We start from the raw sequence: 21,265 nt of genomic DNA, 5'->3' as shown, positions 1-21,265 counted from the left end.
GATTATTTTGGCAGAACTTTTAATCACGTAAACGTTGTATTTTTATTGGATAACATCAAAGAAATCGATTTAGTTAATAACTATTTTTTTCTTTTCATACCGCTTTTTTAAATAAATGTATTTTTATCATAAATTTGAATTGTTTTATACCACATTTCTATTTTTTATGCTAAAAATTAAGCATATACTAAAATTAATCCATATATTAAATTAACCTTTTTAATTAAATTTACATGAGTTCAGAAAATGTTCAAACCAAATGGGGGCAATTTATTCCCTTAGTAATTGTTTTCTTTTTTTGGGGATTTGTTGCCGCCAGTAATGATATTTTAATTCCGGTATTCAAAAAAGCTTTTGATTTAACGCAAGGGCAAAGCCAGTTAGTTTCTTTGGCATTTTATATTGCTTATACTGTGGGTTCCTTAATATATATGGGAATTTCCTATTTAATGAAAGAGGATATTGTCAATAAAATTGGATATAAAAACGGATTGGCATTGGGTTTAACCATTTCAGCTTTAGGGACTTTACTGTTCTATCCAGCAGCAAATATGGGTTCATTTCCATTAATGTTATCGGGTTTGTTTATTGTGGCATTAGGATTTTCTTTGCAACAAACGGTTGCGAATCCATTAGCGATTGCATTAGGTCCTATCACAACGGGATCTCAACGATTAACGTTGGCTGGCGGAATAAATAACCTTGGAACTACAATTGGACCACTAATTGTGAGTTTCGCCATTTTTGGTTCCAGTACAAGTGCAAATACTGAAATGAGTATTGAAAGTGTGAAAATTCCTTATCTGGTATTGGGGCTGGCTTTTTTACTTGTGGCTATTTTATTGAAATTTTCTTCATTACCTGAAAGACCTGCAACAATTGTTGAAGTTAAAAATGATGTCACTTCATCAAAAAGTTCAGCTTTAAAATATCCGCAATTGGTTTTAGGGATGATTGCGATTTTTTTATATGTCGGTGTAGAAGTTTCTACGGCAAGTAATTTACCAGCTTATATGGAAAGTAAATTAGGTTTTGCATTAGGCGATATTGCCCCATACATTTCATTGTATTGGGCGAGTTTAATGATTGGCCGTTGGACAGGAGCGGTTGAAGCTTTTACTGACAACATGAATACACAAAAAATACTTCGGTTTGTAGCGCCTTATTTGGCATTTGGTGTTTTCTTACTCGTTAATGCATTGGCAAAACATGATTTAACACCATTTTATATTTACGGATTAATTATTTTAGTGTTGATTGCTGCTGATGTAGCCAGTAAAGGAAATCCTGCGAGAATGCTCCTTATTTTCGCTACTTTGGGGATTTTCGCTTTATTGATAGGGATTTCAACTAGCGGAATGGTAAGTGTTTATGCGTTTACAAGTGTCGGATTGTTTTGCAGTACTCTTTGGCCTTGTATCTTTACTTTGGCTGTAAGTGGTTTAGGAAAACACACCAGTCAAGGGAGTAGTTTCTTGATTATGATGATTATGGGTGGAGGAATTATAAGTTTTTTACAAGGACAAGTTTCTGAAAGTATAGGGATCCAAAATAGTTACATTGTTGGTGTTTTATGTTTTGCTTATTTGGCTTTCTATGCTTGGAAAGTAAGCGGAATTTTGAAGACCCAAGGGATTAATTTTGATAAAAAAGTTAGTGGAGGACATTAATTTTAGAATATAACAAAATTAAAAAGGGTTTGTGCAATAGAGCACAAACCCTTTTTTAATTAAGGATATTTCGATTTTTGTAAGCTTCTTAATGAGATTCAATTGTCTGAGTTGACAGTTTTGTGCTACTATTTAATTGTTCTCACCAAACACAATTTCGTCTGAGCTATTTATTTTAGCTGTAGGCTCCTCTGTCGGTAGTGTGAAATAAAAGGACGAGCCCTCACCTTCCACACTTTCGACCCAAATTTCACCACCACTAGTTTCTAAAAACCCCTTAACTAATAATAATCCTATACCTGCTCCTTTCGTCGCTTTCCTCGCTGTTAATAAATCATCCATTTGCGGGCTAAATAATTTTTCTCTTATTTCTTTAGACATTCCAATTCCGGTATCCTTTATTTCCACGATAATCTTTTCTTCTTTACTTTTTGCTGTAACTGTAATTTTTCCTCCAGGGTAGGAATGTTTTATCGCATTTGAAACTATGTTTTGAAGTATGGAAAGCAACATTTTTTTATCGGCAAAAACATTCGTGTTTTCTTCAACTTCATTATGGAGATTTATGGTATTTAGGGTAGCGGTTTCATTTAAAGTGTCAAAAACTTTCTTCACATATTGAGAGAGTTCAATTTTTGTGGGGGAAAAGGCTTCAGATGCATATTTTATTCTTGCCCATTCCACTAAGTAGTCCAACATATTTAATTCATCTTTCGATGTTTTATAAAGTAGGTCGAGCATCTCTTCAATCTCAGAAGGTTTCATTCGGCTAAAATTTGTTTTTAAATATTTAGCTGTCCCAATAATTCCGGTTAATGGACTTCTCAAGTCGTGTGAAAGTATAGATAGGATGTTGTCTTTATGGATAACGAGCTCTTCCATTTCTTTTACATATTTCTGTATAGCATCTTCGGATTTTTTTCTTTCCGTCAAGTCTCGAAGAATTTTGACATATCCTAACATTTCTCCTTCTTTACCGGTAAGCGGAAAAACTAAACCATAGGCATAGAATTTTTTACCATCTTTGCAAACGTGCCACCTGTTATCTGTGGATCTTCCTTCTTTTAATGCGGTATCAATTTCCTCCTGAGGAATGCCTTTTTTTTTATCTTCATCAATAAAAATAAGGTCAAAATGTTTGCCAATAATTTCCTCTGTTTCATAACCAAATATTTTTGTCGACCCAGAACTCCAACTGTTGATGACTAATTCATTATCCATTGTAAAAATCGAATAATCCTGAAGGCTATCTATTAGCTGACTATAAAATTCGGCAGTGGGAACGTACTGTTTTTTAAGAAGTTTAGAGTCTGTTTTTTGATTTTTATTATGCATTTAGGATGAAATTAGGTCTCATAGTTAAAGATTCTAAAAACGACACAAAATTTAAAAATTCTGGGAGTTTTATGTTTTGCAATATACCTTTTTTTAAGCACTTTAATTGCATATTTTGTTGGAGAAGTTGTTTTATGACAAAAATGGAATTATTACTTGCTGAAAGAAGCGGTATCCTCATTTTTTATGGCTTTGTCCCACCAATTAATAAGTTTAAAATGTCATCTTGTCAGCCTGTTTTTTGCCGATTTTAACAAAAACTGACAATTTAATAGAACTTATTGCATTGGCATAATCATTGACTTACCGACTTCGAGTTGTTAAAATAAGTATATAATAAAATTAAATATAAATAAAATGGGTAAAATAATCGGAATTGATTTAGGTACAACAAACTCTTGTGTTTCTGTAATGGAAGGTAATGAAGCAGTAGTAATTCCTAATGCAGAGGGAAAAAGAACAACACCATCTATCATCGCTTTTGTTGAAGGTGGCGAGATTAAAGTAGGTGACCCTGCTAAAAGACAAGCGGTAACTAATCCAACAAAAACGATTGCTTCTATCAAGCGTTTTATGGGGCATTCTTTCGCTGAGATTACAAATGAAGCAAAAAGAGTTTCTTACAAAGTAGTAAAAGGGGACAACAATACACCACGTGTGGATATTGATGGTCGTCTGTATTCTGCTCAAGAATTGTCAGCTATGACACTTCAAAAAATGAAAAAAACTGCTGAAGACTATTTAGGTCAAACTGTTACTGAAGCAGTTATCACTGTTCCTGCTTACTTTAATGACGCACAACGTCAAGCTACGAAAGAAGCTGGTGAAATTGCAGGTCTTAAAGTTATGCGTATTATCAACGAACCTACGGCCGCTGCTTTAGCTTACGGTTTGGATAAAAAAGGTAAAGATCAAAAAATTGCTGTTTACGATTTAGGTGGAGGTACTTTTGATATTTCTGTTCTTGAATTAGGAGACGGAGTTTTTGAAGTTCTTTCTACAAACGGAGATACTCACTTAGGTGGGGATGATTTTGACCACGAAATTATTGACTGGTTAGCTGCTGAATTTTTGACTGAAGAAGGTATTGATTTACGTTTAGATCCAATGTCTTTGCAACGTTTGAAAGAAGCTGCTGAAAAAGCAAAAATTGAATTGTCATCTTCTGCTGAAACTGAAATCAATTTGCCTTACGTTACGGCTACGGCTTCAGGACCAAAACACTTAGTTAAAAAATTAACTAGAGCTAAATTCGAGCAATTGACTGATTCACTAGTTAAACGTTCTATGGCACCAGTTGCTAAAGCGCTTAAAGATGCAGGTTTATCTGTTTCTGATATTGACGAAGTTATTCTTGTAGGAGGTTCTACTCGTATGCCAAGAATTGCTGAAGAAGTTGAAAAATTCTTCGGTAAAAAAGCATCTAAAGGAGTTAACCCAGACGAAGTTGTTGCCATTGGAGCAGCTATTCAAGGAGGAGTTCTTTCTGGAGATGTAAAAGATGTATTGTTACTTGATGTTACACCTTTGTCTTTAGGTATCGAAACTATGGGTGGTGTTTTGACAAAATTAATTGAGTCTAACACAACTATTCCAACAAGAAAATCACAAGTGTTCTCTACCGCTGCAGATTCTCAACCAACAGTTGAAATCCATGTTCTTCAAGGAGAAAGAACAATGGCTGTGGATAACAAAACAATTGGTCGTTTCCATTTAGATGGTATTCCACCAGCACCAAGAGGTGTTCCACAAATTGAAGTAACTTTTGACATTGATGCCAATGGTATCATCAAAGTTTCTGCAACTGACAAAGGAACTGGTAAATCTCATGATATTCGTATCGAAGCTTCTTCAGGTTTAACTGCTGAAGAAATCGAAAGAATGAAGAAAGATGCCGAAGCAAATGCTGGAGCAGATAAAATTGCTAAAGAAAGAGTGGAGAAATTGAACGAAGCTGACGGAATGATCTTCCAAACTGAAAGTCAATTGAAAGAATTGGGTAGCAAAATATCTGATGATCACAAAGTAGCAATCGAATATGCTTTGACTGAATTGAGAATGGCACACCAATCTCAAGATATTCCAGCAATTCAAACAGCCCTTGACAATATCAATGCAGCATGGAAAACAGCTACAGAAGCTATGTATGCTCAAGGAGAACAAGGTCAAGCACAAGAAGCACAACCAAAAGGGGAAGCTCAAGGTGACAATGTGGAAGACGTTGAATTTGAAGAAGTAAAATAAGCAGAGAACCATTTTGTGTAACAAAATTATGTAAATCGCTTATTCCGCTTTTTTGCGGGATTTATAAAAGTAAAACCGAGCTAGAAATAGCTCGGTTTTTTTATGCCAATGTATAAGAAGAAAAAATCATTTTTAGTACCTTTGTGAAAATGCCAAATTAGAATTTTCCGGATATCAATTTATAAATAAAAATAATGAACAAAGCTATTTATATAGCAACCACCAAAGAAAATAGTGGTAAGTCTATCATCACCTTGGGTTTAATGAGTATGCTTCTAGGTAAAACGGCCAAAGTAGGCTATTTTAGACCAATTGTGGAGGACTTTGAAGAAGGGAAATTTGATAATCACATAGAAACGGTGCTAACCCATTTCGGATTGGATATTCAATTTCAGGATGCATTTGCCATAACAAAGAGTAAGTTAATAAAAAAGAAGAACTCGGGGAAATTAGGAGAAGTTATTGATTTAATTATCGATAAGTATAAAAAATTAGAAGAGCGATTTGATTTTGTTTTGGTCGAAGGAACTAGTTTTACTGGTGAAGGAACGGCAATCGAGCTTGATTTGAACGTTCTAATTGCTAAAAATTTAGGAATACCGGTAATCATCGTGGGTTCAGGAGTCGATAAAACGTTAGAAGAATTAATAGACAATCTTCATTTGGCTTACGATTCATTCCGTCTAAAAGAGGTTGAAGTATTGGCTGTTTTTGCGAATAAAGTCAAACCAGATAATATTGACTTGGTCACTGCCGGATTGAGAAAAAATTTACCTAATACCATTTTAATTAATTCAATTCCTATAATTTCAAGTCTAAATAATCCAACAATTCAAGAAATTGTAAACGAATTGGGTGCAAAAGTTTTGTTTGGCAAGGAATATCTCAACAACCAAACAAGTAATTTTAGCGTTGGAGCCATGCAGTTGAGTAATTATTTAATGCACCTAAAAGAGGATTGCCTAGTAATAACTCCAGGAGACAGAGCCGATATCATTTTAGGGGCATTGCAAGCCAATGAATCGGTAAATTATCCAACAGTATCAGGAATCGTTTTAACCGGGAATATTTTACCGGAAACGAGCATTTTAAAATTAATAGAGGGACTTTCAACAATTGTGCCTATTATTACAGTTCGAGATGGTACCTATCAAATAGTCAATAAAATTGGGGATATTAAGGCTAAAATTTATTCCAATAATAAACAAAAAATTGAAACCTCAATTCACACTTTCGAAAAGTATGTTGATTTGGATAATTTGACCCAGAAATTAATCACTTTTGAGGCTGAGGGAATGACTCCAAAAATGTTTCAGTACAATTTAGTAAAAAGAGCCAAAAAAAATCGAAAACATATTGTGTTGCCGGAAGGAAATGATGAAAGGATTATCATGGCCGCTTCTCGGTTATTGGATATGGACGTAGTTGACATTTCTTTGATTGGAAACAAAAAACAAATCGAAAATAAAGTTTCCGAACTGGGTATAGATTTTGATTTCTCAAAAGTAGCCATAATCAATCCAATAGAATCCGAATACTATGACGATTATGTAAATACCTATTGCGAATTGCGAAAAGCAAAGAACGTGACTCTGGAAATGTCCAAAGATTTAATGGAAGACGTTTCATATTTTGGTACTATGATGGTTTATAAAGGTCACGCTGACGGAATGGTTTCTGGTGCAACCCATACAACGCAACACACCATTTTACCCGCTTTACAATTCATTAAAACCAAACCAAATTCATCCGTTGTATCCTCCGTGTTTTTTATGTGTTTGGAAGACCGGGTTTCTGTTTTTGGAGATTGCGCCATCAATCCTAACCCTACCGCAGAACAGTTAGCTGAAATAGCAATTTCCTCAGCCGATTCGAGTTTGGCTTTCGGAATTGAGCCCAAAATTGCCATGCTTTCCTATTCCTCCGGTTCTTCAGGAAAAGGGGATGAGGTGGACAAAGTAAGAACGGCGACAGAAATAGTTAGAAAAAAACGGCCTGATTTAAAAATAGAAGGGCCAATTCAATACGATGCAGCAGTTGACTTAGAAGTAGGACAAAGTAAAATGCCCAATTCAGAAGTGGCAGGACATGCTAGCGTTTTAATTTTTCCTGATTTAAACACGGGGAACAATACCTATAAAGCAGTTCAAAGAGAAACGGGCGCACTAGCCATTGGACCAATGTTGCAAGGCTTAAATAAGCCAGTAAATGATTTAAGCAGAGGTTGTACAGTTGACGATATAATAAATACCGTTGTAATTACAGCAATACAAGCACAAGGATTATAAAATAAATACATGAATATAGTAATTATTAATTCAGGAAGTTCTTCCATTAAATACCAATTAATCAATATGCCGGACAACGAAGTCATTTGTTCCGGTATGATTGATAGAATTGGATTGGACACGTCAAATCTTAGTTATATTACCAAAAATCATAGAATTGAAGAGGTTTTACCAATTGCCAATCATAAAATTGGTTTGGAAAAAATCGCTCAATTCCTGATGGACGTCACAGTAGGAGTAATCAAAAGCACATCAGAGATTGACGCGGTTGGTCATCGAGTTGTTCACGGTGGAAGCAGTTTTTCTAACACTGTAATTATTGACGAAGAGGTGAAAATAAAAATCAAACAACTTTTTGGTTTGGCTCCTCTACACAATCCTGCCAATCTTGAAGGAATAGCTGTTGCTGAAGCCATTTTTGGACATGCCAAACAGGTGGCTGTTTTTGACACAGCCTTTCATCAAACCATTCCGGTTGTGGCACACAAATATGCAGTACCTAATTCGCTGTTGACAGAAAATAAAATTCGAGTATATGGATTTCACGGTACAAGTCATAAGTATGTTTCAGAAAATGCAATCCAGTATTTAAAATCAAATTCAGTTAATAAAGGTTCTAACATTATTACCATCCATTTAGGAAATGGATGCAGTATGACGGCTATTAAAGAAGGAAAAAGTATCGATCATACGCTTGGTTTTGGCCCTATGAATGGTTTGATTATGGGTACCCGAAGTGGTGATATAGACCAATCCGTAATATTTTATTTGGTTAAATCTTTAGGGTATTCGCTTGAAGAAGTGGAAACGATGTTGCAAAAACAAAGTGGAATGCTCGGACTTACCGGTTTTAGTGATTTGAGAGATATTGAATCAAATGCTGAACAAGGAAACAAGGATTGTCAATTGGCTTTGGCAATGAATGCCTACCGAATAAAAAAATATATTGGTTCCTACACAGCAGCGCTCAATGGCTTGGATGCGATTGTATTTACGGCTGGAATTGGAGAAAATTCCTCTTATATACGAAAATTGGTTTGCACCGATATGGAGTATTTCGGAATGGAATTAGACGATGCTAAAAATGAAATGCGTTCCAAGGAAATCAGGGAAATCAATTCACCAGAATCCAAAACCAAAATTTTGGTCATTCCTACCAATGAAGAAATTGAAATTGCCAATCAGGTTTATGAATTGCTTTTGAGTTAAAAAGTAAGCATTAAAAAAAGTATAGATTTTTTATAAAAATCAGTAATTCAGATTGCGTTATTTTTTCATAAATTGCGCGACGAAGATTAAGAATAGAAACACAAAGCATTATAAATCAGTTAACAAACAAAAAATGAAAAGAGAAAATATTTTGACAGGCTCACCATGGGAAGACAAAATGGGATATTGTCGTGCGGTTCGAATTGGTAATGTTATAGAAGTTTCAGGCACGGTAGCCATAGTTGATGGTGAAAAAGTGAAAGCAGACGATGCCTACGCACAAACATTGAATATTTTGGAAAGAATAGAAAAAGTGTTGGAAGATTTAAATGTAGGAATGAAAGACGTAATCCGTACGCGTATATTTACTACCGATATTTCATCTTTCGAGGCCGTTGCAAAAGCACATGCCACTTTTTTTAAAGATATAAAACCTGCTACTGGTTTCTATGAAGTGAGCAAATTGGTCGCTCCGGAATACCTTGTGGAAATCGAATTTACGGCTATAGCCTCCTAAATAATGCGATTTGTATAATTCTAACGCGACAGGTTTTTAAAAACCTGTCGCGTTTTTTTATTCTACAACCTTAATTTCAAACATTTTATCCCAATATTTACCGGTAATAAAAAGGGTTTGTGTTTTAGCATTATAGGCAATTCCGTTTAATACTTCAGATTTTGGATATTTTAACTGTTTTCTCAAATCAGTCATGTTTAATATAGCCTCTACAGCACCATTCAAAGGGTTAACAATGGCTATGGCATCTTTTTGATAAATGTTACAGTAGATTTTCCCGTTGATCCATTCCAACTCGTTCACGCTTTTAATTTTACTATTATTGGTGTAAACATTAATATAATCCACCATTTTTTGCGTTTCCGGATTCATTCTCCAAATTTTCTCCGTTCCATCTGATTGATACAAATTTTTGCCGTCATTTGTCATTCCCCAACCCTCAATTTTTTTATCAAAAGTGAATGTTTTTTCTACTTTCCAAGTATCTGAATTGTAAACAAAGCCAGTTAGTTCTTTCCAGGTTAACTGAAAAATTTTGTTGTTTAAGATTGTAATGCCCTCACCAAAATACTTTCCGTCCAAATTTATGTTTTTATAGACTTTTCCCGTTCTGTAATCCGATTTATAAAGTTTTGATCTATTGTATTGCCCGCCACTTTCATACAAGGTATCTCTGTAAAATTCTAGTCCCTCAGTATAGGAAGTAGTGTCATGTGGAAAAGTATTTATGATTTTATATGTCAATAATTTAGGTTCAACATCCGAAACCAATTCTACTCTTGCCGTAGTTTCAACGTTTTCTCCTTCAAAATAGACCAATGACTTCAAATTTTGATATCCCAATTTTTTGGATGAAAAATCCAGTGATACTTTTTCCAATCCTTTTTTTGAACCAATTTTCACGTCATTCATATAATATATGACACTGTCAATTTTCTTATTTTGAGCATTCAAAATTTCTAGAGTAAGGGTGTCACTTGGTCGATATTGCTCCTTAAAACTTGAAGTATTAAAGCTAAAATAAGATGCCGCATCTTTTTCTGAATGTCCACAGGAGACTAAGAAGAAGTATAATAAAATGATTGACAGGAAGTTGTGATTTTTCATTTTTATGATTTTAAAACTGCAATATACAATAGTAATTTATAAGTTCAATTCCTTTTGCAAAAATACAAAAAGATTGTATATTTGCATCGGCAAGTCCTACACGACCAGCTCCTGCAGACTCCTCCAGGATGGGAACATAGCAAAGGTATGTGGTTGAGCGGTGCGATGTAGGTCGCTTGCCTTTTTTAATCTTCCTTATTTGGAAGATTTTTTTTTGAAGGTAATCCTGCTTTGCGTTGCAATCTTTTGTTTTGAAAAATCCCCGTAACTGCTCTCCGGAGACAAAATAAAATGGATTTCTAATTTAATCAGTGAAATTGCTTTGTGTAAAATAGTATATTTACCATCCTAATCAACAAAACTTAATTAAAAAACCAAAACCATGAAATCAATTTTAATCGCATTGTTGTTCGTCTCAACTTTTTCTTTTTCACAAACGGATGTGAAAACTTCATACAAATCCTTTGAACAGGAATTTGAAACCTACCGAACGAATCCTGAAGTTTCCTCAGAAAACAGTACCATAAAACCAGCACCATGCGGTCAATATAATCTTAAATTTGTGGTTACCGGAAAAGGTTCTAACGAGATCATTACTGTTCCTCCTGCACGTAAATTGTGCTTTGATATGAACAGATTCGACAAAAGCAAAAATCCAAACCTATCTGCCGATTGGGAGTATGAAGTAAAACCAATTGGTGACCGCTATTATACTATTCGTGCGAGTAAGAAAGGTGCTGACGACAAGCAAGAAGTTTATTATTACGAGCGTAAAAAATAAATATAAAAAGTAATAAAACAGAATATTATTTCGGATTCTATATTTGTGTCTGAACAATTGAATAAATCCAAATGTCTAAAGTTATTCTCATTACAGGCGGTTCCTCAGGAATTGGAAAATCCATAGGAGAGTTGTTGCATCACAAAGGTTATAGTGTTTACGGAACCAGCCGCAATCCAGAAAAAAATACCAACTCAGTTTTTCCTTTAATTGCTTTAGACGTAAGAAATATCGAAAGTATTAAATTGGCAGTTGCCAAAGTCATTTCCATTTCAGGAAGATTAGATGTTGTCATTAATAATGCGGGAGTAGGGATTACAGGTCCTTTAGAAGAGATTCCAGCGGAAGAAATCAAGAATAATTTTGAGACCAATTTCTTCGGGCCAATTGAAGTGATGAAAGCCGTTTTGCCTCAGTTGCGTTTGCAAAAATCGGGGTTAATTATTAATATTACCTCCATAGCAGGCTATATGGGTTTACCGTATCGCAGCATTTATTCGGCATCAAAAGGCGCGTTGGAGTTAATAACTGAATCCCTAAGAATGGAAGTCAAATCATTTGGTATTCATATTACGAATGTAGCACCGGGGGATTTTGCCACCAATATTGCTTCGGGTCGCTTTCATGCTCCTTTAATAAAAGGGTCTGCTTATGAAATTTCGTATGGCAATACGCTAAAAATGATGGATGAACATGTGGACAGTGGTAGTAATCCAAAGGATATGGCCGAAGCGGTATATGCCATTATTCAAAACCCAAACCCCAAGATTCATTATAAAGTGGGCATTTTCATGCAAAAATTTTCTATTGTTTTAAAAAGAATATTACCTGATAAATTGTATGAAAAAATGCTTTTGAATCATTATAAATTGTAATTTTGCACCCGCGTAAAGAATTTTAGTGAAAACCCCACGCATTTAGACGTGGATTGTAGCGGAAAGTCTGACTTGAAGTTGAGAAGGAACGAAGCATCTGAGTGTTACGCCCAAAATAAAATAAAAATTAAACCAAAAAAATATGAAATTTTTTATAGACACAGCTAATTTAGCTCAAATTAAAGAAGCACAAGCCTTAGGCGTTTTGGACGGAGTAACGACCAACCCAAGTTTGATGGCGAAAGAAGGAATTACCGGAAAAAACAACATTTTGAAACATTATGTTGACATTTGCAATCATGTGCATGGTGATGTAAGCGCCGAAGTAAACGCATTAGATTATGACGGAATGATCAAGGAAGGTGAGGAATTGGCCGATTTGCACGAACAAATTGTAGTAAAATTGCCAATGACCAAAGAAGGTGTTATGGCTGCAAAATATTTTTCGGACAAAGGAATTAAGACAAACGTAACATTAGTTTTTTCTGCGGGACAGGCTTTATTGGCCGCCAAAGCGGGTGCAACTTATGTTTCTCCTTTTATTGGTCGTCTTGATGACGTTTCTACGGATGGTTTGGCTCTTATAGAGGAAATCAGATTAATTTATGATAATTATGGTTACGAAACGCAAATCCTTGCCGCTTCAGTACGTCACACAATGCACATTGTAAATTGCGCTAAAATTGGTGCTGATGTCATGACGGGACCTTTATCTGCAATTTATGGATTGTTGAAACACCCATTGACTGATATTGGATTGGCACAGTTTGTTGCAGATTTCGAGAAAGGGAATAAATAGAAAAGAACAGTTGCAGTTAATTTGCAATAACTATAATTAAAAAGGCGATTTTCATGTTTTGAAAATCGCCTTTTTTTATTTCTAAAATTCCGAAAGCCAATAGCTTTAAAGAATTTATTTCAAATTGTCTTCAAAATGGGAATCGAAAATATTGGTAAATGCAGTTTTGATTGTAGCGTCTTTATTAAGAATTACAGATCGGTGGACTTTCATAATAGCCCATTTGGCTTTTAAATCTTCAAAATCAGCACTGCGGAGCTCCATAACGCCGTCAAATTTATATTTTGATAAAGTCATATTCCATTCTGCCTGATCTTTGTCTAGGTTGATGCCTATGAATTGGTAGTCGGGATACTTCGATTTTAAATACACGATTTTTTTATGGGCTGCAATCAAATGTGAGGTTAAATTTTTTGTCCAAAAAAAGATGACTGTTTTCTTTTTTGCGAAGGTATTCGAGGAGATTACATTCTTATGTTGATCTATTAAAGTTACTTCGGGTAGTGGTTTTCCAATTTTCAACAACTGAATTGCATTTCCAATTTTTAGGATTTCATTTTTCTTACTACTATCAGTGGAATATTGATGATAAATTTCAAGAAATTTTTGATTGTTTACCATATTTTGATCTTCAAGCAAATAGGTAAAGGCAATATTGTTGAGAATAATATTTTTTACTTTTTTGTTTTTAATCAACGTGTCCGCTATGTTTAGCTTGTTGACATTGGTTTTTAAAGCAAGGTCAATATCTGAAAAATGATTGTGATAAGTGATTGCACCCGTATTGTCAAGCATGTGAGATAAATACATAATATAGGGAGAAAAACTAGCTAGTATTGTGCTGTTGAAATCTATTGTTTTTCTGAAATCATAATAATTTGGGGGTAAATCGTCAAAAACATCCTTTCCAGTACGAATTTTATGAACAATAGGATAGAGTTCTTTTTTGGAATAATAATGAAAATCTAAAGCGCTTTTAGCAAACACATCAAATTCATCACTCCACTTTATTTCTTCTTTTTTAATCTGATAGAATTTTTTGGTCTTTGCATAAATGGAGTCTATATTTTTGTTGAATTTTGGGATATCATAATCAAAAACATCAAACAAATTGCTTTTATCCTTTTCATTTTTGAGGTATAAATCCATCAAAAAATTGTTCTTTTCATCACCTCTTCCACAAAAAATAATAGATTCATCAAAATCTTTTGAATTGATGTGAACCATGATACTGTCATTTTTATCAAAATAAACATATTGATATTCAGGTTCGTTTTTAAAAGTATATAAGCCTGGGGTAAGTGAATCGAAAGTAATAAAAAAACGATTATTTCGGTCTATTTTTATAGTGTCAATGATTTCTGAATCCCTGCAAAACAAGACATAAGGGCTTGTGGGATTTGTAACTTCTCCACCAAAATAGGCTGTATAATCATCACTTTTAAATTCTTTATTACAAGAACTAAATAGTACGATTGCTGCAGATGCAAACATTAAAAAATAAATTTGTTTTGGAATATGCATTGTGAAGATAGCTTGTTCACAAAAATATTTAGTTGGTTTGGATATTACTGTTAATGCATAGTTAAATAAATCGCTCTTAAATTGTGGTATAATCAGGGCAATAAGTGCAGTATTTTTGCTACTTTTGCAAAAATTTTATAAAATCAGGAATTCATGTTAACAGTAAATAATTTATCGGTTCAGTTTGGCAAAAGAATATTATTCGACGAAGTAAACACAACCTTCACGCATGGAAATATTTACGGAGTTATTGGAGCTAACGGAGCTGGAAAATCTACTTTTTTAAAGATAATAGCCGGAGATATTGACCCAACTTCAGGACACATACATTTGGAGCCTGGAAAAAGAATGTCCGTTTTAAATCAAAATCACAACATATTTGATGAGTATACGGTTTTAGAAACCGTTATGATGGGAAATAAAGTATTGTTTTCCGTTAAAACGGAAATGGATGCGCTCTATTTAGATTATACAGATGAGAATGCGGATAGAATTGGGGAGTTGCAAGTACAATTTGAAGAGATGAATGGCTGGAATGCCGATTCTAACGCCGCGGCTTTGCTCTCTAATTTAGGAATTACCGAAGACAATCATTACACCTTAATGGGTGATTTGGACGGGAAACTAAAAGTTCGCGTACTCTTGGCTCAAGCACTTTTTGGCAACCCCGATTTGTTGATAATGGATGAGCCTACCAATGATTTGGATTTTGAAACCATTGCCTGGTTAGAAAATTTCCTTGCCAATTATGAAAATACAGTTATTGTGGTTTCACACGACCGTCACTTTTTAGATGCCGTTTGTACCCATATTTCAGATATCGATTTTGGAAAAATAAATCATTATTCCGGAAACTATACTTTCTGGTATGAATCCAGTCAGTTGGCGGCAAAACAACGTGCACAACAAAACAAAAAAGCGGAGGAAAAGAAACAGGAATTGGAAGAATTTATTCGTCGTTTTAGTGCAAATGTGGCCAAATCTAAGCAAGCTACTTCTCGAAAAAAGATGATTAGTAGATTGAATATTTCAGAAATTAAGCCATCAAGCCGCCGTTATCCTGCGATTATTTTTGATCAGGAACGCGAGGCAGGTGACCAAATATTGAATGTGCAAAATTTAAGTGCTTCTACTGAAGGGGAAACCTTGTTTACCAATGTCGATTTGAACATGGCCAAAGGCGATAAAATTGTACTTTTCTCTAAAGATTCTCGTGCAACTACCGCTTTTTATGAGATTTTAAACGGTAACCAAAAACCAGATTCGGGTACTTATGATTGGGGAATTACCACAAATCAAGCGTATTTACCAGTTGATAATCATTCCTTTTTTGAAAATGATTATTCATTAGTAGATTGGTTACGTCAATGGTCAAAAACAGAAGAAGAACGGGAAGAAGTTTTTATCCGTGGGTTCTTAGGGAAAATGATTTTCTCTGGTGAAGAAGCATTGAAAACCAGTCGAGTTTTATCTGGTGGGGAAAAAGTACGATGTATGTTGTCTAGAATGATGATGGAGCGCGCTAATATATTGATGTTGGATGAACCAACAAATCACTTGGATCTGGAATCGATTACGGCTTTCAACAATTCACTGAAAAATTTTAAAGGATCGGTGATTTTTACGACCCACGATCATGAGTTTGCACAAACGGTTGGTAATAGAGTAATTGAATTAACTCCAAAAGGGGCAATCGATCGATACATGACTTTTGATGATTATTTAGATGATGAAAAAGTGCAGGATTTGAGAGTGAAAATGTACTCTTAAAGACAGCTTCTTTTTAAAGTTCTGAAAATAAAAGCAGTTTTTAATAGATTAAACAAACATAATTTTATCCCGATGTGAATTTATAAATGTGTTTATGAATCCTATTGCAGTATTATCAGCTAAGTTAATTAACTCTTTTCTGTTGAAGGTTTCAAGGCCAATAGTTTTTTGTAATTTTTTATATACTATAGGGCTAAATCCCATAGACCAATCGGGAAATTGTTTTTCGTAAATCACGTCATTACAAACAGTTAATATTCCCGTGTGTCGCTTGTCTTTTTTTATCCTTTCAAAAAGACTGATTATTGATTTTGATGGACCTTCTATCACCTGAAGAAAATTTCCTTCGAGATACAATAAGACACCTGTAATGTTGTTTTCTAAATTAAATTTCCGAGCTTGTTTTAAAAGGGAATCAATTTTTTCCGCAGAAAGGGGTTTTATGGCAGAGCTTAAATATATAATTCGATGCATGATGATTATCAATTAATTGAAATCAATATTACAAAATTAAAAATTAATTGTACGATTTTTATGCTTTTATTTTATTAAATTTTCAATATATATGAAAAAATGATAAAAATAGTATTATTTTTGTAGCCTGATTTTTTTATGGAAGAAGGGTTTATGTAAATGATATTTAAAACGATTCCATTTCTCTATAAAAAAAAACGAATCATTCCAGATTAAACAAATTTTGAAAAACCAATCATGAAAAAAAACATTACTTTAAAAAGGTTGCTTTTAATGTTGTTATTGAGCATAGCCAGTTCTGCTATCAGCCAAAATAGCATTAGTTTAACTAAAAGAACTCCATCCGGGAAAGTGCGTTGTGCATCGACAGAATATGAACAATACTTAAGAGCCAACAATCCCAAGAGAGCTACAAAAGAGGAGTTTGAAAATTGGATTGCCCCAAAAATTCAAGAGCTTAAAAATCAGCAATCAGTTCAAAGAGCAGCTACCGTAATTACCATCCCAATTGTTATACACATCATTCATAATGGTGACGCAATTGGTAAAAATGAAAATATTTCGGACGAGCAGGCATTGTCACAAATTACGGTACTAAACCAAGATTTTAGGAAGATGGCTGGTACCCCAGGTGAAAATTCAAACCCGGTTGGCGCCGACTTAGGAATAGAATTCTGTATGGCACAAAGAAAGCCGGACGGAACTGCAACTAATGGAATTGATCGTGTAAAAAAGACTACGGCCCAATATGCCACTATGACTTCTACTGAAGCCATGAAAGCGGCCACGCAATGGGATCCAACTAAATATTTTAATATTTGGACGGTATATTTTTCGGATACTTCAAGCGCAGAAATGAATGGTACTTTAGGATACGCTCAATTTCCCGCAACTTCAGGTCTAACGGGATTGTCAGGATTAGACGGAGAAGCTGCAAATACCGATGGATTGGTTATTGATTATAGGGCTTTTGGCACATCAGATATTGTTCCCGCTTTTGCTGTAAATGAGCCTTATGATAAAGGAAGAACCGCTAGTCATGAAATTGGACATTGCTTCGGGTTATTGCACATTTGGGGGGACGGAAATGGTAACGAAGCAAGTAATTCTCCTGATTGTACTGCAACAGATTACTGCGCAGATACTCCTCAAGCAGGTTGGGAACATTATGATTGTGGTACTTTTAATACGTGTACATCTAAACCTGGAAATGATATGCCAGAAAATTACATGGATTATTCTCCGGATGCTTGCATGAATATTTTTACTTTAAATCAAAAAGACAGGATTACTGCGGTAATGAATAATTCTCCTAGAAGAAAAGATTTGAAAACGTCTGACGCTTGTTTGGCTCCATTGGCAACTGATAAATATGAATTTTTGAATAAAATTCAATTGTATCCAAATCCTGCTAAGAATATATTAAATATTGCTGTTTCACAATCGGAATTGCCAGATGGGTTTACGGTGTACAACAGTTTGGGGCAAATGGTTGGAAACAAAAAAATAGGTTCAATTACCGATTTAAATGTGAACACCACCTCATATAGCAAAGGAATTTATTTCATTAAAATAGTAAAAGGAAATTCATCTAAAACTTTACAATTCATAAAAGAATAAAAGTTTTTTGGAATTATTGCAAAAAAGGAACTGAAGCTAATTCAGTTCCTTTTTTTTTTTGAAATATACCGCCATGAAATCAATGGGCACAGTGCCAAATTAACAAACGCTCAAATTTTTAAATCCTAGAAATAAATCTTACTTTAGCATTTCATAAATTCCCATAAAAAATGATTACCGAAGCACAGTTTCAAAACGAGTTACAAATCATTATTCAAAATGCTATCCGAGAAGATGTAGGAGCCGGAGATTACAGTTCATTAGCCTGTATTCCTAGTTCGGCAAAAGGAAAGGCAAAACTGTTGGTTAAAGATGAAGGCATCATTGCAGGAGTCGAATTTGCCAAAATGATTTTCCATGAAGTAGATGCAAATCTATTAATAGAAACCTTCATAAATGATGGTACTCCAGTAAAATATGGAGACGTTGTTTTTAACGTCTCGGGAAGTTCTCAATCTATCCTTAAAGCAGAACGATTGGTACTTAATTCCATGCAACGCATGTCTGCAATAGCAACCAAAACGAACGGTTATGTCAAATTTCTTGAAGGCACTACAACCAAAATATTGGATACTAGAAAAACTACCCCGGGATTTCGTGCCTGCGAAAAATGGGCAGTCAAAATTGGAGGTGGCGAAAATCACCGTTTTGCATTGTATGATATGATTATGCTTAAGGACAATCATATCGATTTTTCTGGTGGTATTACATTGGCAATAGCCAAATCTAAAGCATTTTTAAAAGAAAATAACCTCGATTTGAAAATTATTGTTGAAGCAAGAAATCTGGACGAAATTAAAGAAATCTTGCAAAGTGAAGGGATTTATAGAATTTTAATTGACAATTTCAATTATGAAGATACGCGACAAGCAGTAACGCTAATTGGTAATAAGTGCCAGACAGAATCATCAGGGAATATTAATGAAGATACCATTCGGCTTTATGCAGAATGCGGGGTCAATTACATTTCTTCAGGAGCTTTGACACATTCAATTTACAACATGGATTTAAGTTTAAAAGCAATTTGATTTAGTAATAAAAACGATAATCCCTAAACGATAAAATAAAATAATGTCAATAGAGATAGAAAATAGAATAGAAAAAATTCCAATACTAAGGAATCTTGCCCGTGTTCTAAAACGGATAAAATTGCCGTGGCTGCAGGGACTATCTCTCTATGATTTATTAGAGTTATATATTTTCGGAATTATAGAAAATGCTTTGACGTATCATGCCAGTGCCGTTGCATTTAGTTTTTTCATGGCATTATTCCCTTTTGCGTTATTCATTTTAAATCTAATTCCCTATATTCCTATAGAAGGATTTCAGTTGGATTTTTTACAGTTTGTAAAAGAAGGAGTTCCCCCAAATACTTATGATGCAATCTATAAAATCATAAATGACATTCTTAATAATAGTCATTCCGGATTGCTATCTACGGGTTTTTTATTATCTATTTTCCTGATGGCAAATGGATTGAACGGAATTCTAGGAGGCTTTGAATCTTCCCGCCATGTACTTGTTAAAAGAGGGTTTTTACATCAATACTTAGTCGCTCTCGGGATGTCATTATTACTGTCAGTGCTGTTATTGTTAACGGTGGCCATAATTGTTGTTTTTGAAGTTTTTATCCAGAAAACAATTATTCAGGATGTACTAAGTGATCGAATTCCGCTCATTATTTTAGGGCGATATGTGTTTGTAATTTTAATGATTCTCACTACGACATCCATTCTTTTCAAATTTGGGACTAAACATGACAAAAATAGGGCATTCATATCAATAGGATCCGTATTTACAACTATTCTCATCATTTTATCATCCTATATTTTCGGGATTTGGGTTATTCGATTCTCTAAATACAATGAGCTTTATGGATCAATAGGGACTTTGTTAATCATGATGTTTTACATTTGGATAAACTGTATGATTTTACTTTTAGGATTCGAATTGAATGCGTCCATTAATAAATTAAAAATGAAAAATTCGGTTTAATGCTATGGCAAGTCATGGAGCGGTTAGGAGAATTTGGTTGTCAATAGTCACGCTTTTTGCTCTATCTTTGTTCATACTATATAAGTTAATTGACTAAAATATAATTTATTTAACTTCTTTCCAATAAAGTCAAATAAAGCAATCGGGGCTCAAAAATATGCAAGCATGAAAAATATATTTACAATATTGCTATTGATTTTAACAATTTTCCAGATACAAGGGCAAGGTGTCATAGGGAAATGGAAGACTATTGATGATGAAACTGGCCAAGCTAAATCAGTCGTAGAAATATATGAGAAATCAGGAAAAATTTATGGAAAAGTAATCGAGATTTTAGATGTTAAGCATAAAAATAGCGTTTGCAGCAATTGCTCCGGAGATGATAAAAACAAACCCATCCTTGGGATGACAATCATAAAAGGGCTTTCAAAAGACGGAAACCAATACAATTCCGGAAAAATTTTAGACCCTAAAAACGGAAAATTATACAAATGTTTCATTACTCTTGAAGGAAGTGGCAAATTAAAAGTTCGTGGTTATATTGGAATTTCATTGTTTGGAAGAACGCAATATTGGTATAAAACTAAGGTCTAGATCTTTAAAATTTAAACTATGAAAAATCGTATCTTATGTATTTTAGTGTCATTGTTTTCGATGGTTTTTTATGCGCAAAATAAGACTATTATTGGAAAATGGAATAGTATTCACGAAGAAACGGGGAAAATCATTTCTGTTGTGGAAATTTATGAAGAAAACAATAAAATCTACGGAAAAGTCTGTGAGATTTCTAACCCTAAAAGCCGCAGTCTTTTGTGCGAAAACTGTTCTGGTGAAGACAAAAACAAGCCCTTTCTTGGCTTGGTAGTCATTAAAGGATTACAAAAAAACGAAAACCAGTATTCCGATGGCGATATTTTGGATCCAGAAAGTGGAAGGTTATATAATTGTGATATTACTTTAATAGATCAGGATAATATAAAGGTTAGGGGATACCTCGGGATTTCTTTTTTTGGAAGAACTCAATATTGGCAAAGAGTCAAAAACAATCAGAACTAAG

18 protein-coding genes and 1 other RNA gene are annotated in these 21,265 nt (G+C 34.2%); 15 read left to right on the top strand and 4 right to left on the bottom strand.

The window, feature by feature from the left end:
• Nucleotides 1-233 precede the first annotated feature (233 nt).
• Nucleotides 234-1,670, top strand: coding sequence for an MFS transporter (locus DB895_RS04705; protein ID WP_116724205.1), 1,437 nt, complete (start codon nucleotides 234-236; stop codon nucleotides 1,668-1,670).
• Nucleotides 1,671-1,802: 132 nt separating this feature from the next.
• On the opposite strand, the gene DB895_RS04700 is transcribed toward DB895_RS04705, so the two are convergent.
• Nucleotides 1,803-3,005 carry a PAS domain-containing sensor histidine kinase gene (locus DB895_RS04700; protein ID WP_116724204.1) on the bottom strand — a complete coding sequence of 401 codons (1,203 nt, stop codon included), beginning with the start codon at nucleotides 3,003-3,005 and terminating at the stop codon, nucleotides 1,803-1,805.
• Nucleotides 3,006-3,362: 357 nt separating this feature from the next.
• Here DB895_RS04700 and dnaK point away from each other — a divergent pair, with 357 nt between their 5' ends.
• From dnaK to DB895_RS04675, 4 genes are all read left to right on the top strand, one after another.
• The gene (gene dnaK / locus DB895_RS04690; RefSeq protein WP_116724202.1) at nucleotides 3,363-5,249 is read left to right on the top strand and encodes a molecular chaperone DnaK; all 1,887 of its coding nucleotides are present in this window, start codon (nucleotides 3,363-3,365) and stop codon (nucleotides 5,247-5,249) included.
• Nucleotides 5,250-5,443: 194 nt separating this feature from the next.
• Complete coding sequence (pta, locus tag DB895_RS04685; RefSeq protein ID WP_116724201.1) at nucleotides 5,444-7,537, top strand: phosphate acetyltransferase; 2,094 nt, start codon at nucleotides 5,444-5,446, stop codon at nucleotides 7,535-7,537.
• Between the two features lie 9 nt (nucleotides 7,538-7,546).
• Nucleotides 7,547-8,746, top strand: coding sequence for an acetate/propionate family kinase (locus tag DB895_RS04680; protein ID WP_116724200.1), 1,200 nt, complete (start codon nucleotides 7,547-7,549; stop codon nucleotides 8,744-8,746).
• Nucleotides 8,747-8,879: 133 nt separating this feature from the next.
• Complete coding sequence (locus DB895_RS04675) at nucleotides 8,880-9,263, top strand: RidA family protein (RefSeq protein ID WP_116724199.1); 384 nt, start codon at nucleotides 8,880-8,882, stop codon at nucleotides 9,261-9,263.
• A 57-nt stretch (nucleotides 9,264-9,320) separates the two neighbouring features.
• Here the strand turns inward: DB895_RS04675 and DB895_RS04670 are convergent, their stop codons facing one another.
• The gene (locus DB895_RS04670) at nucleotides 9,321-10,370 is read right to left on the bottom strand and encodes a glutaminyl-peptide cyclotransferase (protein WP_116724198.1); all 1,050 of its coding nucleotides are present in this window, start codon (nucleotides 10,368-10,370) and stop codon (nucleotides 9,321-9,323) included.
• An 87-nt stretch (nucleotides 10,371-10,457) separates the two neighbouring features.
• On the opposite strand from DB895_RS04670, the gene ffs reads away from it, so the two are divergent.
• The 4 genes from ffs to fsa all read left to right on the top strand — a co-directional run bounded on the left by ffs (nucleotide 10,458) and on the right by fsa (nucleotide 12,825).
• Nucleotides 10,458-10,555, top strand: an RNA gene (gene ffs / locus DB895_RS04665) — signal recognition particle sRNA small type.
• Between the two features lie 197 nt (nucleotides 10,556-10,752).
• Nucleotides 10,753-11,151 (top strand): hypothetical protein, encoded by a 399-nt coding sequence (locus DB895_RS04660; protein WP_116724197.1) that lies wholly within the window; start codon nucleotides 10,753-10,755, stop codon nucleotides 11,149-11,151.
• Between the two features lie 71 nt (nucleotides 11,152-11,222).
• The gene (locus DB895_RS04655) at nucleotides 11,223-12,026 is read left to right on the top strand and encodes an SDR family oxidoreductase (protein WP_116724196.1); all 804 of its coding nucleotides are present in this window, start codon (nucleotides 11,223-11,225) and stop codon (nucleotides 12,024-12,026) included.
• A gap of 142 nt (nucleotides 12,027-12,168) precedes the next feature.
• The gene (gene fsa / locus DB895_RS04650; RefSeq protein WP_116724195.1) at nucleotides 12,169-12,825 is read left to right on the top strand and encodes a fructose-6-phosphate aldolase; all 657 of its coding nucleotides are present in this window, start codon (nucleotides 12,169-12,171) and stop codon (nucleotides 12,823-12,825) included.
• Nucleotides 12,826-12,939: 114 nt separating this feature from the next.
• Here the strand turns inward: fsa and DB895_RS04645 are convergent, their stop codons facing one another.
• A complete protein-coding gene (locus tag DB895_RS04645) occupies nucleotides 12,940-14,319 on the bottom strand; it encodes a thioredoxin-like domain-containing protein (RefSeq protein ID WP_116724273.1) in 1,380 nt (459 codons plus the stop codon).
• Between the two features lie 183 nt (nucleotides 14,320-14,502).
• On the opposite strand from DB895_RS04645, the gene DB895_RS04640 reads away from it, so the two are divergent.
• Nucleotides 14,503-16,119 carry an ABC-F family ATP-binding cassette domain-containing protein gene (locus tag DB895_RS04640; RefSeq protein ID WP_116724194.1) on the top strand — a complete coding sequence of 539 codons (1,617 nt, stop codon included), beginning with the start codon at nucleotides 14,503-14,505 and terminating at the stop codon, nucleotides 16,117-16,119.
• Between the two features lie 48 nt (nucleotides 16,120-16,167).
• On the opposite strand, the gene DB895_RS04635 is transcribed toward DB895_RS04640, so the two are convergent.
• Nucleotides 16,168-16,593 carry a BLUF domain-containing protein gene (locus DB895_RS04635; protein WP_116724193.1) on the bottom strand — a complete coding sequence of 142 codons (426 nt, stop codon included), beginning with the start codon at nucleotides 16,591-16,593 and terminating at the stop codon, nucleotides 16,168-16,170.
• Nucleotides 16,594-16,830: 237 nt separating this feature from the next.
• Between DB895_RS04635 and DB895_RS04630 the strand changes: the two genes are divergently transcribed.
• The 5 genes from DB895_RS04630 (at nucleotide 16,831) to DB895_RS04610 (ending at nucleotide 21,264) form a co-directional block, all read left to right on the top strand.
• Entirely contained in the window at nucleotides 16,831-18,213 is a 1,383-nt protein-coding gene (locus DB895_RS04630) for a T9SS type A sorting domain-containing protein (RefSeq protein ID WP_116724192.1), read from the top strand.
• 170 nt (nucleotides 18,214-18,383) lie between these two features.
• Nucleotides 18,384-19,241, top strand: coding sequence for a carboxylating nicotinate-nucleotide diphosphorylase (gene nadC / locus DB895_RS04625; protein ID WP_116724191.1), 858 nt, complete (start codon nucleotides 18,384-18,386; stop codon nucleotides 19,239-19,241).
• A 43-nt stretch (nucleotides 19,242-19,284) separates the two neighbouring features.
• Entirely contained in the window at nucleotides 19,285-20,208 is a 924-nt protein-coding gene (locus DB895_RS04620; protein ID WP_116724190.1) for a YihY/virulence factor BrkB family protein, read from the top strand.
• 165 nt (nucleotides 20,209-20,373) lie between these two features.
• The gene (locus tag DB895_RS04615; protein ID WP_116724189.1) at nucleotides 20,374-20,802 is read left to right on the top strand and encodes a DUF2147 domain-containing protein; all 429 of its coding nucleotides are present in this window, start codon (nucleotides 20,374-20,376) and stop codon (nucleotides 20,800-20,802) included.
• A gap of 18 nt (nucleotides 20,803-20,820) precedes the next feature.
• Nucleotides 20,821-21,264 carry a DUF2147 domain-containing protein gene (locus tag DB895_RS04610; protein ID WP_116724188.1) on the top strand — a complete coding sequence of 148 codons (444 nt, stop codon included), beginning with the start codon at nucleotides 20,821-20,823 and terminating at the stop codon, nucleotides 21,262-21,264.
• Nucleotide 21,265: the final 1 nt, after the last annotated feature.

The sequence above is a fragment of the Flavobacterium psychrotolerans genome (genome assembly GCF_003097635.1).
GTDB lineage: Bacteria > Bacteroidota > Bacteroidia > Flavobacteriales > Flavobacteriaceae > Flavobacterium > Flavobacterium psychrotolerans.
This window is presented reverse-complemented; position numbering and strand designations above follow the sequence as displayed.

Coding starts and splice junctions, on each gene's coding strand:
- DB895_RS04675 (WP_116724199.1), top strand. CDS start 8,880: ATGAAAAGAGAAAATATTTTGACAGGCTCACCATGGGAAGACAAAATG.
- DB895_RS04635 (WP_116724193.1), bottom strand. CDS start 16,593: ATGCATCGAATTATATATTTAAGCTCTGCCATAAAACCCCTTTCTGCG.
- dnaK (WP_116724202.1), top strand. CDS start 3,363: ATGGGTAAAATAATCGGAATTGATTTAGGTACAACAAACTCTTGTGTT.
- DB895_RS04655 (WP_116724196.1), top strand. CDS start 11,223: ATGTCTAAAGTTATTCTCATTACAGGCGGTTCCTCAGGAATTGGAAAA.
- DB895_RS04610 (WP_116724188.1), top strand. CDS start 20,821: ATGAAAAATCGTATCTTATGTATTTTAGTGTCATTGTTTTCGATGGTT.
- DB895_RS04660 (WP_116724197.1), top strand. CDS start 10,753: ATGAAATCAATTTTAATCGCATTGTTGTTCGTCTCAACTTTTTCTTTT.
- nadC (WP_116724191.1), top strand. CDS start 18,384: ATGATTACCGAAGCACAGTTTCAAAACGAGTTACAAATCATTATTCAA.
- DB895_RS04620 (WP_116724190.1), top strand. CDS start 19,285: ATGTCAATAGAGATAGAAAATAGAATAGAAAAAATTCCAATACTAAGG.
- DB895_RS04630 (WP_116724192.1), top strand. CDS start 16,831: ATGAAAAAAAACATTACTTTAAAAAGGTTGCTTTTAATGTTGTTATTG.
- DB895_RS04615 (WP_116724189.1), top strand. CDS start 20,374: ATGAAAAATATATTTACAATATTGCTATTGATTTTAACAATTTTCCAG.
- DB895_RS04700 (WP_116724204.1), bottom strand. CDS start 3,005: ATGCATAATAAAAATCAAAAAACAGACTCTAAACTTCTTAAAAAACAG.
- DB895_RS04680 (WP_116724200.1), top strand. CDS start 7,547: ATGAATATAGTAATTATTAATTCAGGAAGTTCTTCCATTAAATACCAA.
- fsa (WP_116724195.1), top strand. CDS start 12,169: ATGAAATTTTTTATAGACACAGCTAATTTAGCTCAAATTAAAGAAGCA.
- DB895_RS04670 (WP_116724198.1), bottom strand. CDS start 10,370: ATGAAAAATCACAACTTCCTGTCAATCATTTTATTATACTTCTTCTTA.
- DB895_RS04705 (WP_116724205.1), top strand. CDS start 234: ATGAGTTCAGAAAATGTTCAAACCAAATGGGGGCAATTTATTCCCTTA.
- pta (WP_116724201.1), top strand. CDS start 5,444: ATGAACAAAGCTATTTATATAGCAACCACCAAAGAAAATAGTGGTAAG.
- DB895_RS04645 (WP_116724273.1), bottom strand. CDS start 14,319: ATGTTTGCATCTGCAGCAATCGTACTATTTAGTTCTTGTAATAAAGAA.
- DB895_RS04640 (WP_116724194.1), top strand. CDS start 14,503: ATGTTAACAGTAAATAATTTATCGGTTCAGTTTGGCAAAAGAATATTA.